A 17821-nucleotide genomic window follows, 5' to 3' on the forward strand; every position below is an offset into this window, starting at 1 on the left:
AGCAGCAGGAGTATATTAAAGCAGCTACAACACTTCTCCCGGCCTCCCTGCTTGTACAATTAGCAGAAATGAATAGCGTGAAGCCTATAAATGCTGGCGTAATCATGCACAAAAGGCGCAACCCACGGCTGCGCCTCATGTACAATCTATTCTGCCCTCAATCAATCAAAAGCACGATGCTCCACAGCAGGTTTGACCAGCGGAGTACCGAGCGCAATCCACGACAGCACGCCATAGAAATGCTGGGTCTCGCGCAGCCGTACCACCTCAATCGTCGCTCCTCCGCCCGTTCTGTTCTTAAGCGAGGCATGGAAGTACGGCTGGTTAGCCATGGCAACCAGCACATAGCCGGTATGGCCGAAGCTCTCGTCAAAAGAAACCGTCACCTCCACACTCTCCGCCTCACCATTGAACATGAACGCCGTCATCCCGAACTGCTGCAAAACCTCGCGGTTCCCGACACTCTGCACCGGATGGAAGGACAGATGCTCCGCATTGACTGATCCGGGCGCCAGATGATCCCCGTTCACTGCACCCTGAGCAATATGATGGCTCTGGATACTGTCTTCTTCCAGATGCCGGGACTGGACGGCAAAGGGAGCGATTTTGGCAGCCTTCACCGCCTCATCCTGCAGTTCAGTGCTGCCTACCGCACCTTCAGCCAGATGGCCGGTGCCGACGCTGTGAATCGCAAGCTTCGCTCCGTTCACACTATGGTCCGGGAGCAGCTCGGAGGTCAGCGCATCCCCGGCCAGATGCTCAAGGCCTATACTACCAGGACGGATATGGCGTCCGTCAACGATTCCGGGAGCCAGATGGCCTCCGTAAATGCTGCCCGGAGCCAGATGATTAGGCCCCACCGCTCCTGGCGCCAGCTTGCTGCCGTCTATACTGCCCTCACCCAGCAGCTCGGAGGTCAGCGTGTTCTCGGCCAGATGCTCACGCCGGATGCTGCCCGTGCGGAGATGGCTGCTATCCACTGAATCAGGCGCCAGATGATCTCCGTTCACTACACCCTGAGCAATATGATGACTCTGGATGCTGTCTTCTTCCAGATGACGGGACTGGATGGCAAAGGAAGAGATTTTGGCAGCCTTCACCGCCTCGTCCTGCAGCTCAGTGCTGCCTACCGCACCTTCAACCAGATGCCCGGTGCCGACGCTGTGAAGCGCAAGCTTCTCTCCGGTAACACTATGGTCCGGGAGCAGCTCGGAGGTCAGCGCATCCCCGGCCAGATGCTCGAGGCCTATACTACCAGGACGGATATGGCGTCCGTCAACGATTCCGGGAGCCAGATGGCCTCCGCAGATACTGCCCTGAGCCAGATGATTAGAGCCCACCGCTCCTGGCGCAAGCTTACTGCCGTCTATGCTGCCCTCACCCAGCAGCTCGGAGGTCAGCGTATTCTCGGCCAGATGCTCACGCTGGATGCTGCCCGCGCGGAGATGGCTGCTATCCACTGAATCAGGCGCCAGATGATCCCCGCTTATCGCATTCTGAACAATGTGGTAGCTCTGCACGCTGTCTTCTTCCAGATGCCGGGACTGAATGGCAAAGGAAGAGATTTTGGAACCATCCACCGCCTCATCCTGAAGCTCTGAGCTTCCCACTGCCCCTTCCGCCAGATGCCTGGTTCCAATGCTGTGAGGAGCAACCTTCCCCCCTGTAATACTGTCATCCTGCAAAAGCTCGGAGGTCCGGGCATCCTGGGCCAGATGCTCCAGGCCGATGCTGCCGGGACGGATATGACAGCTATCCACGGCTTCAGGCGCCAGGTGACCTCCGTAGATGCTGCCGGAAGCCAAATGGATAGAGCCCACGGAACCCGCGGCCAGCTTGCTTCCACTAATACTGCCATCCGGCAGCAGCTCCGCACTTCTGGTTTCCTCCGCGAGATGCGCCAGCCGGATAATTCCCGGCCCCAAATGGCGATCCCGGATTACTCCGCCTGCAAGATGTTCTGCGTTCACGCTCTGCGGCTGGAGATGCTGCGAACCCACTGCGCCTTCAACCAGCTTGCTTCCACCTATACTGCCATCCGGCAGCAGCTCTGCACTTCTGGTTTCCTCCGCGAGATGCGCCAGCCGGATAATTCCTGAGCCCAAGTGATGCTCCTGGATGGCTCTACCGGCAAGATGCTCTGCGTCCACGCTCTGCGGCTGAAGATGCTGCGAATCCACTGCGCCTTCGGCCAGCTTGCTTCCACCTATACTGCCATCCGGCAGCAGGTCCGCACTCTTCGTCTCCTCAGCCAGATGCGCCAGCCGGATAATCCCTGAGCCCAAATGACGCTCCTGAATTACTCTGTCTGCAAGATGCTCTGCGTCCACGCTCTGCGGCTGGAGATGCTGCGAATCCACTGCGCCTTCAGCCAGCTTGCTTCCACCTATACTGCCATCCGGCAGCAGCTCCGCACTCCTCGTTTCCTCAGCCAAATGCGTCAGCCGGATAATCCCCGCCCCGAGATGACGCTCCTGAATTACTGCGCCAGCAAGATGCTCTGCGTCCACACTCTGCGGCTGGAGATGCTGCGAATCCACTGCGCCTTCAGCCAGCTTGCTTCCGCCTATGCAGCCATCCGGCAGCAGGTCCGCGCCCCGCGTATCGGAAGCCAGATGACTGAGCTGAATGCTGCCGGCGCGGATATGCCGGCTGCTTACTGCATCCGCAGCCAGGTGGCCGCCATACACACTGCCTGCAGCCAAATGGAAGGCCCCTACCACTCCTGCTCCCAGCTTGCTGCCTGCGATGCTGCCATCCGGCAGAAGATCCGCGCTGCGCGTCTCTTTGGCCAGATGGGCCAGCGTAATCTCTCCGGCACCGATATGCCGGGCTTCCACCGCTTCCTGCGCCAAATGAACGGCCTGAACACTCGCTTCAGCCAAGTGAACCGACTCTACAGCACCCGCTGCCAGCTTCTCTGCGCCAATGCTTCCGTCGGGCAGCAGGTCTGCACTGCGGACCTCATCTGCCAGATGCGCCAGGCTAATGCCTCCATCCGCGAGATGCCGTCCTTCCACTGAGGCCTCAGCCAGCTCGCTTCCGCCTACACTGCCAGGAGTGAGATGACGGGAAGCTACAGCCCCCTCGGCCAGCTTGGTGCCGCTGATGCTGCCATCCTGAATCTGGATCGATGAGACAGAGCTTGGAATAAGATGTCCGTTGCCGATCGACATCGGCCGGATATGTGCTCCGCCCACGCTGCCAGCCGCCAAATGTCTGCCTTGCACAGACGTATCCTTAAGCGAATCCGGGCCGACCGCGCCTGCCGACAGATGCTCAGTCTGCACTGCTGAGGCTGCCAGCTTCTCCGCGCTTACACTGCCGTCCGCCAGCTTAATTGAAGTGACGGCCAGATCACCGAGTTTATCCGTTGAGACACTCTCCGGCGATAGCTTCAGCGAAGTGACGGCATAGTCGGCCAAATGATGTGGCTGTACAATCGCAGCAGTGAGATGGGCCTCCTTGACGGCACCGGAGGACAGCTTATCTGCCGTTACCGAACCGGATTGCAGCGCGGATGAAGTCACACTGCTGTCTCCCAGATGCCGGCGTTCGATGGCGCCGGATGCCAGATGACTGGCGTCTACAGCTTCCTCCTGCAGCACCCGCCCGCTGATGCTGCCATCCGCCAGGTGCTTCTCCTCCACGGCGCAGACCGCAATATGCTCACCGCTGACCGCTTCTTTTGCCAGAATCGTACTCCCGACCGCGCCCATGGCCAGCTTGGCGGTAATGATGCTGCCGTCCGCCAGCTTGGCTGCGGTAATACTCTGGGGGCTAATATGCTCTCCTGTAACGGATTCATACCCCAGTTGTTCTTCCGTAACTGCCCCTTTGGCCAGATGGCCAGTCAGGACGGATTGCTCCTGCAGCTGGGCAGAGCCTACAGATTCTGCAGCCAGATGAGAATTATCCACAGCTTCGCGCTGCAGATGAGCCGAAGTAACAGCCTGCGCGGCAATCTGCGCACTGCGCACGGCAGATTTCGCAATATGGCGCGTCATCACGGCTTCGTCAGCCAGCTTATGAGCGAGAATGCTCTGATCCGCAATTTTGGAAGAGGTGACCGCCTGCTCTATCAGCTGTGCAGTTCCTACCGCGCCGTCCGCCAGCTTCACAAAAGAAATGCTGCGGTCCGCCAGATGGCGGCTGCCAACTTCACCTTCGGCAATATGGTCGGCATGGATGCTCTCCGGGTTAATGTGCTGGCTGCGGATAGCTTTCGCCGCGATCTGCCGGGACCCAGTTGCCCCATCTGCGAGATGCCCGCTCTCAATAATACCGGGCTGTAGCTGCTCCTTGCCGATCAGGCGCGCCGCCAGCTGTTCCCGTCCAATGGCACCCGGGGCCAGATGCCTCGCGGTAATGACGCCTTCGCCCACATGACGGCTCTCGATCACTGCATCACCCAGCTTGACACCGCTGATCTCGCCATCGGCGATTTTGTCGGCGGACACCGCTTCGTCAGCCAGCTTAGAGCGGTCAATACTGCCGTTGCTGAGATGGCGGCTGTCAATACTGCTACTGAGAATCTTCTCACCAGTCACTGCCCCATCATCCAGCAGCTCCGCTGTGATAATGAACTCACTGAGATGCCGGCTGCTGATGGCACCATCGGCAATATGTCCTCCGCTGATCATCCGGTCTGCCAGCTTCTCCGGACCGACGCTGCCATCCTTCAGCTTCTCGCCGCCGATGGAGTGATCCAGCAGTTTGCCCCCACTGACACTGCTCTCCGCCAGATGCTCACCGGTAACGGACTCCGGCGCTATCTTCGAGGAGGTAACCGCCCGGTCCGCAAGGTTGATGCTCTGCACTGCATAGTCCTGCAGCCAGGGTGTGCCGATGATGCCATGCTTTAGCCTGGACCCGTCAATGGTCCGTGGAGCAATCTTGGCACCGGTGACGGCGCCATCGGACAGATCATCGGTGTATACGGGCTGCAGACGTTCTTTTTCCGGTGGAGCTGTTACCTCCGCTTCTAGCAGGGCAGCAGGGCCTTCCTGCTGGCGCCCCTCTTCCGTCACCGCTCCCTGATTCCCCTCCGGTGCAGGCACAGTCTGCTGGAGCGGCGCGGTCACTTCCAGCATCTCCACCCCGCTCACCTGCAGGGCAAGGTCTTCCCCCTCTGCCACTTCCACCCATTCCAATTCCTGGTTCTGTTGTGTTTTGGGACTGCTGTCCAACATGCTAAGTTCAGTCGTATCGGGATTATCCACGTAATAGAGCGGTCTTTTGGAACTTCGCTGCTGTTTTCGTTTGGGACTCTTCACAAGCAGTCTCCTCCTTCCATCTATTGTATCTTCTAGGCATCATATGCAGCAGCATGGGCGGATGACACCCTTCCCCTAGCCGGTAATCCAATCTTCTCCTTTCAAAAAAGGGCATCTGCCGCCGCGCATCCGTCCAACCCTTACGGGCACGTACATACATACAATGACAGGAGACATAAAAACAGCCGGGAAGTACTTCAAGATAACAGGAGGAACGAACATGGGGCAAAAGCTCGTTGGGATACTGCTAAATGCCGCTATGCACGGGGGCGTTCCCCGGTTAAAAACCGGACAGGAATCTCTGGCCAACTATGAAGAGGCCGCCGCTGCATACGGATTAACCCCTTGCTTTGTGAAGCTGTCCGACATCGACGTAGCGTCCGGCTTCAGCAGTGTCTATATGAAGAAAGGTCTGCAAGGCTACCGCAGACAAATCGTCCCTACGCCGGAGGTCATCCACAACCGGGCAATCTATGATCCCCGCAGCACTGGCGTCGAGCGCCTGCTCCGGCAAGGAATTCAGGTCTATAACAGCTGCAACCGCTACGGCAAGGATCAGATTCACGGCCTGCTGGAGCGCAGCCGCGAACTACAAGCTTATCTGCCGGTCACTGCAAGCGGACTCTCCGGCCTGAGGGAGATGATGAGCCGCTACCCGGATCTGATCCTCAAGCCTTGCCGGGGCAGCGTGGGTAACGGCGTGATGCGGCTCACCCGCAGCGGCGAAGGGCGCTGGCTCTGGAGCTACTCTCTCTCTGGCTCAAGACGCAAGGTTAGCAGATCCGTTAACCCGGACGCCCTTCCCCGGGTCCTCCGCGCCCGGCTCTCTTCTGTGCCCTATCTGGTCCAGGAACGGATTCCGCTGGCCGAGATTAACGGACGCCCCTTTGACCTGCGTGTTACGGTACAGCGGGGCTGGGGCGGAGCGTGGCAGGTCACCGGCCTGTTCGCCAAGCTCGCCGCTCCAGGCGGCTTTGTATCGAACATTGCCAGAGGAGGCGAAGCCCTGAAATCCTCTTTTGCGCTGGAGCAGGCATTCCCTGGAGAAGAGGCGGCCAGAATCCGTATGTCCGTCCTCTCACTCAGTCTCGCCCTCGCCCGTGAGCTGGAGAAGAGTCTGCCGGGGCTGGCCGATATCGGTCTGGACATCGGTGTCACGAAGCACGGACATCTGTATTTCATTGAATGCAACGGGCGCGACCAGCGTTACGGCTTCCAGAAGGCCGGACTGCGCGGGGTATGGAAAGACAGCTACCGCCAGCCTATGGGCTATGCCAGATATCTGTACGAAGAAGCATTAAGAATGAACTCTTATTGATTTGTCTCCTATTCTATGTCAATATAATGCAGAGCGGGTGGAGTCCCTTGGCACAGGATAACACTGCTGCATGATGGAAGGGAGATGGGCATGGTTAAACAATTGCTGCGGCTGATGACCGAGCTATCCTCGCACAGATGGCTTTCCAGGTTGATGGGAGCTTTATCCCACAGCAGACTCAGCCGCCTTATGATTCCGGTATTTATTCGTTCCTATCAGATTCCTGCCGCCGAGGCGGAGAAGGCTGCCGGAGAATACCGTACACTGAATGAATTCTTCAGCCGCCGCCTGAAGCCGGGGATGCGCCCGGTGGCCAGCGGTGAGCATGCCGTAGCCAGTCCTGTAGACGCGATGATTACGGCAATGGGCGAAATCAACTGCGGCACGATAATGAATGTGAAGGGGCAGGATTATACGCTGGAGGATTTGCTTAATCACTCGCCACACCTCGAACTGTACAAGAAAGGCTATTATTTCGTCCTCTACTTAAGCCCTACCGATTATCACCGGATTCACTCCCCGTTAACCGGACAGCTGAGGGAGAGCGATTATATCCGCGGACGGGCTTACCCCGTGAATGATTTCGGCATGCGCCATATGAAGAGTGTCCTGAGCCGTAACGAACGGCTGATTACTTATATAGCCGGCAGCTATGGCGAGACCGCCGTGGTCAAGGTAGGCGCAATGAATGTGAGCAGTATCCGCTATACTGATGAGACGGCCAAAGAATGGCAGCGCGGCGACGACCTGGCATATTTCGAATTCGGTTCCACGGTAGTCCTGCTGATGGAGAGCGGCACCTTCACCCCGCGCCCCGGGCTGGCCCCGGATACGAAGGTGAAGATGGGCGAGCTGCTGGGAGAGATGCGGCGGCCGGTGTAACACAATCTATTCAAAAAGGACTTCAGGCAGAAACAGCCTGAAGTCCTTTTAATATGCAGATATTTCATGGTTATTTAGCATTCCTTTTTAGGTTTATAGCTTACATTATGATAGATTTCATCCAATGATTTAAGATGACACTCATTTATGCCTATGTATGCTTCATTTGGGTAAAGTCAACTTCATGCCATGCATAGCCAAGGAGAATTGGTGGAATATATACTGGTCTACCCCATTCGTATTTCAAATCCAGCATAAGTTCTCCCAGCCATAATTCTCCCTTTTCATCATATTGCATTTTCCATTTGCCGCTGGCAACCGCTTTTCCCTGCTCCATAAGAATGCGAGCTTCATCATAAAAAAATTCAGTCCCTTTACTGTGCGCAATAGAATCAAGGGCTGCTTGATAATTCCGTTTCTGTTCTTCTTCTTTTTCTGAAGTAAAAGCTGAATCGTAAACCTCTGAGAAATCCAAGCCCTTAAGGCCGTGAAGTTCTACAAGGTCTTTAAATGCTTCAGTTACGAAAACTTGGACGACAGCTGTTTCCTTGATTTTAAACATATAGGTTTTTTCAGGTATTTTTGAAAAATCAAAAACAAATTTAATAAATCGCGCAAAGTTTCCTTTCCCAGTAAGCTTAATTTTTGAGCGGTTATAGTCAACACAATCAATGACATTGGTGATGTTAAGCATAAACAAATTTAATTCAGGATGAGCTAACGGAAGAATTTCAACTTCTTCCGCAATAATTGGAAATAAAATATCCTTTACCTTCTCCGATACAATTGGTTGTCCAGATAAGTATCTTGGAAAATCATTGTATTTCCTTTTATTGTTAGTGTACAAGAGCGGTGGCGTCCACATCGGCATTTTAGATTGCCCTTTAAATTTCAACTCTATAGGATGCTCTGCACTCACAGACTTGTCCAGCATTAAATCGCTGGAATCTTCATTGGATCTTAAGCTATATACTTTCGTTTTTCTCCCCCCATATCGTTGCATTGCATAGTTTGTACTCATTAGTACGCAATTTCCCCTTGTTGTAGTGAAGGGTAGTTATGAAGCTTACTTGTAGGCATAGTTGATCCCAATTCCATGATACCAAAAAAAGGAGTATCCCAACGCCATTAAATGGCTGGAATACTCCCTTTATCATCCTCTATGCTAAGCTGGGCGCAGCGCCGCCCCCTTACTCCGTAACCTTACTCTGATTCGCCACCTCGCGGGCTTTCTGCTGCACCTCTTCCGGTTCGCCGAGGTAGAAGCGGCTGATCGGCTTCACATCGTCGTCGAGCTTGTAGACCAGCGGAACGCCGGTCGGGATATTGAGATCCAGCAGTGCGGTCTCGTCGATATCCTCCATATACTTGATCAGGGCCCGCAGCGTGTTGCCGTGCGCCGAGATCAGAACCCGCTCCTTCTTGCGGATCAGCGGCACAATCCGGTTGGTCCAGAAATCACCGACCCGGTGCACGGTATCCTCCAGGCTCTCGCCGCGCGGGATGTCACCCGGACGCACTTCCTTGTAGCGGATATCATGTCTGGCATAACGCGGATCATCCGGCTCCAGCATCGGAGGGCGGACCGAGAGGCTGCGCCGCCAGATATGGAGCTGCTCCTCACCGTATTGAAGTGCGGTTTCACTTTTGCTGAGGCCCTGCAATGCACCGTAATGGCGCTCATTGAGCTTCCAGGATTTCTGCACCGGAATCCACAGCAGATCCATCTCATCCAGGATATAGTTCAGCGTCTTAATGGAACGCTTCAGCACAGAGGCGAACGCCAGGTCAAAGGTATATCCCGCATCCTTCAGCAACTTGCCCGCCTTCTTCGCCTCTTCAACACCCTTCTCCGTCAGATCAGGATCACTCCAGCCCGTAAACAGATTCTGCCGGTTGTATTCACTCTCTCCATGCCGTATCAGGACTATTTCGTACATAAGTATTCTCCTTCTCCCGTGTATATTTTGCTGTGCTTCCCTTTATTTTGTCACAGCGCAGTGTCCGCTTCAACTTCAGGCCTGCCTTGCGGACTGGGGGGCCGCTATTTCAGCTATTCTGCCAGATCACGCAGGGCAAGCGGACTCAAATGCTCTTAAGTTAGCCCATACGCCTCCATTTCGGCCCCAATCTGCATAATAACGGCCCCTGAGTCCGCAGCGGGCGGAATAAGTGCCTTTTTCGCAAAATAAGGTCCTCACGGTCCGCATAGCACGGATGGCATGCATAGCACACATGGCACGCATGGCACACATGGCACGACGCATGGCACGCATAGCACACATGGCACGCATAGCACACACGGCATGCATAGCACATCAAGCACCCGTAGCATCACAGCACATCTAGCACCCGAAGTACCTATACCACACTCAGCACAATACTCCCCCGCCGCTTCAGCGAATCTCCGACGGACTCTTCCCGGTATGCTGCTTGAACTGGCGGCTGAAAAAGAAGATGTCCCTGTAGCCGAGCGCATCCGCCACCTCCGTGACGTTCATGCCCGCATACAGCAGCAGATGCTGAGCCCGTTCGATCCGTGCCCGAATCACATAGGACTGGACCGAGGAGCCGGTGATCTCCTTGAACTTGATCGAGAAATAGCGAGGGGACAGCCCTGCACGGGCGGCCAGATCCTCTACCCGGTGCGCCGCCCCGGGATGCTGGCTGACATAGTTGGCGACCTCGTGGATCACCTCCGCCAGCTGGTTGCTGACATGGCGCTCGACCGGCCTTGCCTGATCCTGCCGCAGCAGATGAATCATGAGCTGCTTCAGAATCAGACGGCCCTCCTCCTCCGCAGCGTAGGTCTGCACCAGGAACAGCCGGACATAACGGGCCAGCAGATGCTCGAATTCCACCGTCTCACTTAGCTCGTGGTAGAACGCCGGCACCTCGGTCACCTCTTCGGCAACATCGAAATGAATATATGTAAGCACAAGCGGCTTTTGCGGATTATGTGTGGCGCTGGTATAATCCCCCGGGCGGAACAGGAAGCAGCTTCCCTTCCCTACCTGATAGGGCACTCCTCCGCGCACAACAGTCCCCTCCCCGCTCCAGACGTAGAATAAATCGTAATTTTGCAGCGGCTTCTCTCTTTTTTGCCACTTCCAGCCCGGTTCACAGACAATCTTCGCCAGAGCCGGGAGGATTACAAAAGAGGATGGCGATGCATGCAGCATATGATTCCCTCCTATAGATATAGCTTAAGCTTACTTTTCATAATACCTTGTCCGGTTCCCATTTGTACATCTTCTGGGCTGCGCATGGGGACGGGACGCCGCTTCGTTTCCAAAACTATTTATGAAAACGCAGCATTCCTAAGTGACGGGGGCAATCCACGGTGTTATAATGTTAGGCAATGTTAGCGTATATATCCCAGAAGAATACCGGAAGGATGAAACTGATGAATCCACTGGCTGGACAATTGAATGACAGCATCAAGGCAGGCAATGAACATGTATACGATATGCTCTCGAGTCTCGGTAAAGCGATCTATTTTCCCAAAGAGGGGATTCTGAGCCAATCCGCAGAGGCAACGGCTCATGCTAAAAAGTATAACGCCACCATCGGAATCGCTACGGAGAACGGGTTGCCGATGCACCTTGGTGTGATCCAGGATAAACTCTCCGCCTACAGTCCCAAAGACCTCTATGGCTACGCGCCTCCAGCAGGCAAGCCGGAGCTGCGCTCCGTATGGCGGGAGAAGATGCTGCGTGAGAATCCGTCGCTTGAAGGCAAGTCCTTCAGCAATCCTGTCGTAACGAATGCGCTGACCCACGGGCTTAGCATCGTTGCCGATCTGTTCGCAGAGCCAGGGGATGCCGTTATTTATCCGGACAAAAACTGGGAGAACTACGAGCTGACCTTCGGCATCCGCCGCCAGACCGAAACCGTGAATTACCCGCTCTTCACGGAGGACATGAGCTTCAACAGCGAAGGGCTGCTGGATGCCCTGCTGGCCCAGAAGGACCGCGGCAAAGCCATCGTCCTCCTTAACTTCCCGAATAATCCAACCGGATATACGCCAGGCCTTGCAGAAGGCGAAGCCATTGTTGCCGCTATCCTGCGTGCTGCCGAAGAAGGCGTTAATGTGGTAGTGGTCAGCGATGACGCTTATTTCGGACTTTTTTTCGAGGATTCACTCAAGGAATCCCTGTTCGGCAAGCTGGCGAATCTGCATCCGCGCGTGCTGGCGGTCAAGATTGACGGAGCCACCAAAGAAGAATTTGTCTGGGGCTTCCGCGTCGGCTTCATCACCTACGCTTCGGAGAACAAGGAGCTGTTGGCTGCGCTGGAACAAAAAACCCTGGGCATTATCCGGGCCACCATCTCCAGCGGCGCGCATCCGTCGCAGACCTTCGTACTGGACGCGCTGAAGGCGCCGGAATTCTCAGCCCAGAAGGAAGAGAAATTCCAGATCATGAAAGGCCGGGCCAACAAAGTGAAGGCGCTGCTGGACAGCGGAAAATACGGCGATGATGTATGGACGTATTATCCGTTCAACTCCGGGTACTTCATGTGCCTGAAGCTCTTTACCGTCTCTGCGGAGGATCTGCGGCTTCATCTGATTCACACCTACGGCCTGGGCACCATCGCGCTTGGCGAGAGCGACCTGCGCATTGCCTTTTCCTGTATCGAGGAGGATCAGCTGGAAGATCTGTTCGATCTGGTCTATGCGGGCATCCGTGATTTGGAGAAGGCCTGATCATCCGCCTTTGCATACCTGCGTCAGCCCCGGAAGGCCGGGGCTGATTTTTTTTGCCCGGTGCTACGGCATTGGCCTATACACGTTCTGCCCTCCGCACATACAATACGATGTACTCAAGTACAACAACTCACACGCGAAAGGGGAATGAACATGAGCGAAGAAGTTAGAGGCGGATACGGATACGGCGGCGGGTTCACAAGCACTGGAGCGATTCTGGTTCTCTTTATCCTGCTGGTCATCATCAGCCGTTCACTCTTTGTCTAACAGGGAGTGAGTCCCCTGGAGGGAGCTGCGTGCTCTCTCCGATCCACGTGTTATAGCATTCCCTGCTCCACCTGATATGAAGAGGGGATTCCCTTTTATACATTCTTTCCTTCTGAAAATGGCCTCAGACTCCGCATCTGCGAGAGTCTGAGGCCATTTGTGATAAGCACACCCGCTTGCGGGTACGCATCGTCTGCTGCTTTCAACTGTTCTTACAGGTCATCTTCATCCACACGCGCTTCCTTGCGGGTGGAGTAGGCCTTGAACAGATACGCCAGCAGGAATCCGCAGGCGAAGGTCGCCAGCACTTCCAGCGGGCGCTGCCCTGCCTGAAGCAGGAGTGGCAATCCGGTCAGCAGCGCCAGGACCAGATGGGCCCGGAAGACAAACTGGATCGTTCCCTTGCCCTTGCTGCCCTCCGGCAGCGGGTAGACGGTCAGCCAGAACGATTCGCTGTGCAGCTTGCGCAGCGCCGTCAGCTGAATGCCCATCAGGAAGAGGAAGAATACATAGATGCCAATGCCGAGATAGCTGTCCTTCATCATCCACACCAGGAACAGATCGAGCACAGCCATCCGCAGGACGATGCCGAAGACGTCACCCCGGGCGAAGCTTTTGGTCAAGAGGAACCGGTAGGCTGAATCCCGCTGCCAACTCAGCCCGCTGCCCCAACGCGACAGATAACGGCGGGCATAGACCCGCTGCTCGCGTCCCGGAACATCGACGAACCAGCCGAGGACCATCAGCGCCCGGGTCCCCTGGTTCTTCTCCATGGTGATCAGGCGTTCCCACGGAACAGCATGCCGTCCGGGAACGGCCAGCGCGGCCGCATAGGCTGCGGCCAGAATCAGGATGAAGATCAGGGCGCGCATGTACGGCTGCCATAGCCATGCCCCGACCATTAGACCGCCGACCGCCCAGCGCAGCAGGTTATAGCCTGCCGCAGCGGGGCGGGAGAGCATCGCCGTCTCCCGCCATAACCCGTAGCTGGATAACAGCTTGACCAGAATGAGCACCAGCAGGGTAGCCAGCAGCCCTCGGGGTGACTCCTCGGTGCGTATGTACAGCGGCCATAATGTAATGAGGATAAAGGCCAGGCGCAGAATCTTCCACACATTGCCGCTGACCCAGGACGGGGCGAAATACTCTCTCATCCGGTGGCCCTGCGGCAGCAGGAAGATCGTATCCGGGGTCTGCAGATACGTCCGGAAGCTGCTGTGTACCGCCGCGGGCACCAGCAGGACGAACATAATCCAGCGGATCGGTATGCCAGGCGGAATATCGCGCAGCAGCGCTGTGTACCAGGCGGAGAAAATAATCAGCACCAGCAGGAACACCATGGCGACACCGCTCTGTATGATATATCCCATATAAGGGACAAGGCTTCCTGTGAACCGGCTGCGCCGCTGCCGGCGCAGCTCCTTCAAATCCATATCATTTCCCTCCCTGAACCAGCTCGTAGAACAGCTGCTCCAAATTCAAGCCCTGCCGCCCGGCCTTCGCGGTCATCTCAGCAAGGGTTCCCTCCGCTATCACCTTACCGCCGTGCAGCACAATGAACCGGTCACAATAGTTCTCAATCGTAGAGAGAATATGCGAGCTGAGCAGAATTGAAGCTCCGGACTTCTTCAGTTCCAGCATGAAATCCAGCAGGGAGCGGATACCCAGCGGGTCGAGGCCGAGGAACGGCTCGTCGATGACATACAGGGCCGGGCGCGCTACAAACGCGCACATAATCATCACCTTCTGCTTCATACCTTTGGACAGATGGGAGGACAAGGTATCCATCTTGTCCTCCATATTGAAGAGTGCAGCCAGCTGGCTGGTGCGTGATTCATAATCACTGCGTTCCACGCCATACGCTCTGGCAGTGAATTCCACATGCTCACGAACCGTCATTTCCTCATAGAGCAGAGGGGACTCCGGCACGAAGGACAGCGCACTGTGGTAGCTCTCGGGATCGCTGCTGCGCGTCTTCCCTTGTACCGTAATCTCACCCTTGTGCGGGGACATCAGCCCCAGGATATGCTTCATCGTAGTGCTCTTGCCTGCACCGTTCAGTCCGATTAACCCAACCATCTCACCGGGCTGCACCTGCAGGCCGATGTCATGCAGCACCGGCTTATTCAGGCTGTAGCCTCCGCTGAGGCCCGTAATTTCCAATACGGGAGCTGTATTCATTGACCGTCACCTCTCGGGGTTTTGTTCTTGAGCCATTTCGGGGCTCCTTTATTCTTGCGGTTCTGCTCCCGCTCCGCATTGCTGCGGGCCTTGCCCCCGGGCCCCGCCGCGCTGCGCGTGCCGGCGCTCACTCCCGGCCGGTGCTGCTCGCGCCGCGCCGTAACGCCACTGCCGCCAGCCGCTGCGCCCGGCTGGCCTGCCGGCGCGTCGCCGCCCGTCCCTCCGGCTGCTGTTCCAGCCGCCGAGGTCCGCACCTGCGGCTTGCCGGTGCGCGCTGCAATGCCGCCGCGCGGGGCAACGCTTTCGCGGCGGGCGTTCCCGCCCCCGCCGCCTAAATCACTGCGCTCGCCTTCCGCCAGCGCCTTGCCGAAGGCCATCGCCCGCTCGTCCAGCTGGATATCCAGCTCGCGGGCGAATTTGCGCATGATGAACGTCTGCTGCTCCGTAACGATCGTTACGGATAAGCCGCGTTTGCCCATGCGCCCGGTACGTCCGGCACGGTGGACATAGTGCTCGGAGTCGAAGGCCGGATCGAAGCTGACGACAAGCGTCAGATTCTCAATATCCAGGCCCCGCGCCGCTACGTCACTGGCGACCAGCACCTTGAGCTTGCCTTCCCGGAAGCGGGTCAACACATTTGCGCGCGTCACCTTGTCCGCATCGCCATAGAGCGCAGCAGCCGGAAGCCCCAGATGGTTCAGCTTCGCGGTCACTTCAGCGATGTCGTCCGTAGCGTTCACGAACACAATGGCCCGGTCCGGCTTGTAATGGCGGATGACCCGGCGCAGCATATCGATCTTGTTCCGCTCCTCGCACACCACATAGTGATGCTCGAGGCTCGCTGCGGTCATCATCTCCGGATCAATGCCCACCTCCGCCGGATTCTTCATTTCCCGGTTTGCCAGCAGACGGGTCTCCGGTCCAATGGTGGCTGACAGCATGACCAGCTGCCGCGTACGCAGCGCACTGCTGACGATCTTCGTCACTTCGCCTGCACCGCTAAGCTGGAACATCTGATCTGCCTCATCGAGAATAATCGTGCTCACCTCGTGCATCTTGAGCTTGCGCAGCCCGATCAGCTCACGTATGCGTCCCGGGGTGCCTACCACCAGATGCGGATGCTCCCGCAGCTTGTCAATCTGGCGCTTGATCGCCGCCCCGCCGATCAGTCCCATGGCCCGGATGCCCCGGTGTGCCCCGTAGCGCTCCGCTTCACGGAGAATTTGCATCGCCAGCTCCTGGGTTGGGGCCAGCACCAGCTTTTGCACCGATTTCGAGTCCGGGTTAATCCCTTGCAGCAGCGGCAGCAGATAAGCCAGTGTCTTGCCTGTTCCTGTCTGGGATGCGGCCAGAACATCTCTTCCTTCCAGCAGAAGCGGAATCGTCTGCTCCTGTACAGGGGATGGTTCGGTGATGCCGAATTCAGACAATCGGGCAGCAAGGTCTTCCTGGATGCCGATAGCCGCAAAAGAAGCTTTATTCATAATAGGGTTTCATCCTTTTCACTTAAGATAATATGTTCATTATATGCCAAAAAGGCCTCTCCACCAAATGGAAGGCCATAAAATCTAAGTTGGGGCCGTATTTAACACGGTCATACCATCCTGTATACCAAAGGGGGACAAGCCGTTCACGCCACAGACGGTAACTATGATCTATACTTCTCTGGTCATTTTCTGTTCATCAGGTTATAGGTCAGCTTGTCTGCCAGCCGCGGAAACAGGCCATAGAGCCGGATGCCGAAGCCTGCCAGACCGGGCAGATCCACTTCCTCTTTGCCCTTGTCCATCAGCTTGACGATCTTCGCGGACACATGCTGCGGCGTCATCATGATCCGGCTTACGCTTCGTTCATAATTGCCTGAAGGGTCGGCGGTCTTGAAGAATTCGGTGGCGATAGGTCCAGGGTTCACAGCCGAGACAATAATACCGCTCTTGCGAAGCTCCTGGCGGAGCGCATTGGTGAAGCCGAGAACGGCATGCTTGGTGGCCGTATAGGACACTGAGCGTGCGGTTCCGATTTTGCCGGCCATGGAAGCCACATTCACGATCTGACCGCTGCCGCGTGTAAGCATATGAGGAACGACAGCCTTGGTGCAGCGCACAATTCCCATATAGTTAACATCCATCATGTCGGCGAACTCTTCAGACTCCATCTCTGTAAAAGCCGCAAACTTGCCGTAACCGGCATTATTGAGCAGAATGTCAATTCTGCCGTATTGCTTCAGGATCTCCGCAAAGGTATGCTTAACTGCCGTTTCATCGGTCACATCACAGACGAACAGCCTATGCTCCCCCTGAATGCCCGCCGCAACAGTCTGCAGCTTGTCCCTGGACCGGGCCAGCAGAACGGGAACCGCCCCACGCTCGCTGAGCATCTGTGCCGTAAGCGCACCAATCCCGCTGGAAGCTCCTGTAATCACCACAATCTTGCCTTGTACTGCCATGGAATAGGTTCAACTCCCGATTATTTGCCTAAGAGATCATAACCTGAATATCAAGCTCCCCGATGCCTTCCATCAGAAGAGGAATACTCAATGCTTTGCGCGGCAGGATGGACATCCCCTCGGACTTCATCAGCTTCGGCGGGGTAATGTCTACCGACACCCCTTGATTGGAGAGAATAGTACTGGCATTGCCGCTGATCATATTGCCCAGCTCGGAAATGGCGCTCTGGCCCATCTCATCCATCTCTGTTATCACATAACCGCCCATCATGGCCGACACCATCTTAAGTGCTACCGGTTCGGCAATCCCGAAGATAATATTCCCGCTGAGCTGACCTGTCATTCCCACTTGAATCCATATATGATTATCGATCAGTTCAATATCCTTAATCCCCAGCATACCGGTGGACGGCGAGACTTGGATCACCTGTTCAATTACAATGCGCGCAGACTCTAAAAACGGATTGATTACTTCTGCTTTCATGAAAGTGCTGTCCCCCTCGACCAGTCTTTAGTCATATACCAAAAGTCCTAAGCAATAAAATTTATTATACTTCATATATCGGCATTATTCACCAAAAATTAATGGTCTTGTCGAATGATTTCTGAAGATAGTTTGGAGCGCAACATTGCCCTCCCGGGAGGAATCTCCTATAATTTAATCAATAAACGTAAGATCTGCGGCGTCACACCCTCCGAGTGCAGCACTCACAGCGACCCTTGTACCTATCTGCTTTGTCAGA

At 55.9% G+C, this 17821-nt stretch carries 13 protein-coding genes; 4 read left to right on the top strand and 9 right to left on the bottom strand.

The genetic code is table 11. The features are described from left to right. Nucleotides 1–161 precede the first annotated feature (161 nt). Complete coding sequence (locus NST26_RS26275) at nucleotides 162–5276, bottom strand: WIAG-tail domain (protein WP_340980202.1); 5115 nt, start codon at nucleotides 5274–5276, stop codon at nucleotides 162–164. Between the two features lie 220 nt (nucleotides 5277–5496). On the opposite strand from NST26_RS26275, the gene NST26_RS26280 reads away from it, so the two are divergent. Both NST26_RS26280 and asd read left to right on the top strand, forming a co-directional pair. Further along, nucleotides 5497–6594 (top strand): YheC/YheD family endospore coat-associated protein, encoded by a 1098-nt coding sequence (locus NST26_RS26280; protein ID WP_340980203.1) that lies wholly within the window; start codon nucleotides 5497–5499, stop codon nucleotides 6592–6594. Between the two features lie 90 nt (nucleotides 6595–6684). Next, nucleotides 6685–7476 (top strand): archaetidylserine decarboxylase, encoded by a 792-nt coding sequence (gene asd, locus NST26_RS26285; protein ID WP_339250837.1) that lies wholly within the window; start codon nucleotides 6685–6687, stop codon nucleotides 7474–7476. 151 nt (nucleotides 7477–7627) lie between these two features. On the opposite strand, the gene NST26_RS26290 is transcribed toward asd, so the two are convergent. From NST26_RS26290 to NST26_RS26300, 3 genes are all read right to left on the bottom strand, one after another. Then, entirely contained in the window at nucleotides 7628–8497 is an 870-nt protein-coding gene (locus NST26_RS26290) for an imm11 family protein (RefSeq protein WP_340980204.1), read from the bottom strand. A gap of 169 nt (nucleotides 8498–8666) precedes the next feature. Next, nucleotides 8667–9416 (bottom strand): 2,3-diphosphoglycerate-dependent phosphoglycerate mutase, encoded by a 750-nt coding sequence (gpmA, locus tag NST26_RS26295; protein WP_036727105.1) that lies wholly within the window; start codon nucleotides 9414–9416, stop codon nucleotides 8667–8669. 456 nt (nucleotides 9417–9872) lie between these two features. Continuing rightward, nucleotides 9873–10658 carry a helix-turn-helix domain-containing protein gene (locus NST26_RS26300; protein ID WP_036727103.1) on the bottom strand — a complete coding sequence of 262 codons (786 nt, stop codon included), beginning with the start codon at nucleotides 10656–10658 and terminating at the stop codon, nucleotides 9873–9875. Nucleotides 10659–10882: 224 nt separating this feature from the next. Here NST26_RS26300 and NST26_RS26305 point away from each other — a divergent pair, with 224 nt between their 5' ends. Together NST26_RS26305 and NST26_RS26310 are read left to right on the top strand one after the other, a co-directional pair. Then, nucleotides 10883–12184, top strand: a complete 1302-nt coding sequence (locus NST26_RS26305) for an aminotransferase class I/II-fold pyridoxal phosphate-dependent enzyme (RefSeq protein ID WP_340980205.1) — start codon at nucleotides 10883–10885, stop codon at nucleotides 12182–12184. A 153-nt stretch (nucleotides 12185–12337) separates the two neighbouring features. Continuing rightward, the gene (locus NST26_RS26310) at nucleotides 12338–12451 is read left to right on the top strand and encodes a YjcZ family sporulation protein (RefSeq protein WP_209875980.1); all 114 of its coding nucleotides are present in this window, start codon (nucleotides 12338–12340) and stop codon (nucleotides 12449–12451) included. Between the two features lie 212 nt (nucleotides 12452–12663). On the opposite strand, the gene NST26_RS26315 is transcribed toward NST26_RS26310, so the two are convergent. The 5 genes from NST26_RS26315 to NST26_RS26335 all read right to left on the bottom strand — a co-directional run bounded on the left by NST26_RS26315 (nucleotide 12664) and on the right by NST26_RS26335 (nucleotide 17562). Then, a complete protein-coding gene (locus tag NST26_RS26315) occupies nucleotides 12664–13884 on the bottom strand; it encodes an ABC transporter permease (RefSeq protein WP_340980206.1) in 1221 nt (406 codons plus the stop codon). Nucleotide 13885: 1 nt separating this feature from the next. Beyond that, nucleotides 13886–14632, bottom strand: coding sequence for an ABC transporter ATP-binding protein (locus NST26_RS26320; protein WP_340980207.1), 747 nt, complete (start codon nucleotides 14630–14632; stop codon nucleotides 13886–13888). Next, nucleotides 14629–16116 (bottom strand): DEAD/DEAH box helicase, encoded by a 1488-nt coding sequence (locus NST26_RS26325; RefSeq protein WP_340980208.1) that lies wholly within the window; start codon nucleotides 16114–16116, stop codon nucleotides 14629–14631. The genes NST26_RS26320 and NST26_RS26325 overlap by 4 nt, the downstream gene beginning before the upstream one ends. Nucleotides 16117–16301: 185 nt before the next feature. Beyond that, a complete protein-coding gene (locus NST26_RS26330; protein WP_340980209.1) occupies nucleotides 16302–17078 on the bottom strand; it encodes an SDR family NAD(P)-dependent oxidoreductase in 777 nt (258 codons plus the stop codon). Nucleotides 17079–17106: 28 nt separating this feature from the next. Next, entirely contained in the window at nucleotides 17107–17562 is a 456-nt protein-coding gene (locus tag NST26_RS26335; protein ID WP_036727095.1) for a chemotaxis protein CheX, read from the bottom strand. Between the last annotated feature and the right edge of the window lie 259 nt (nucleotides 17563–17821).

This window comes from Paenibacillus sp. FSL R7-0128 (assembly GCF_038002245.1).
GTDB lineage: Bacteria > Bacillota > Bacilli > Paenibacillales > Paenibacillaceae > Paenibacillus_AQ > Paenibacillus_AQ silagei.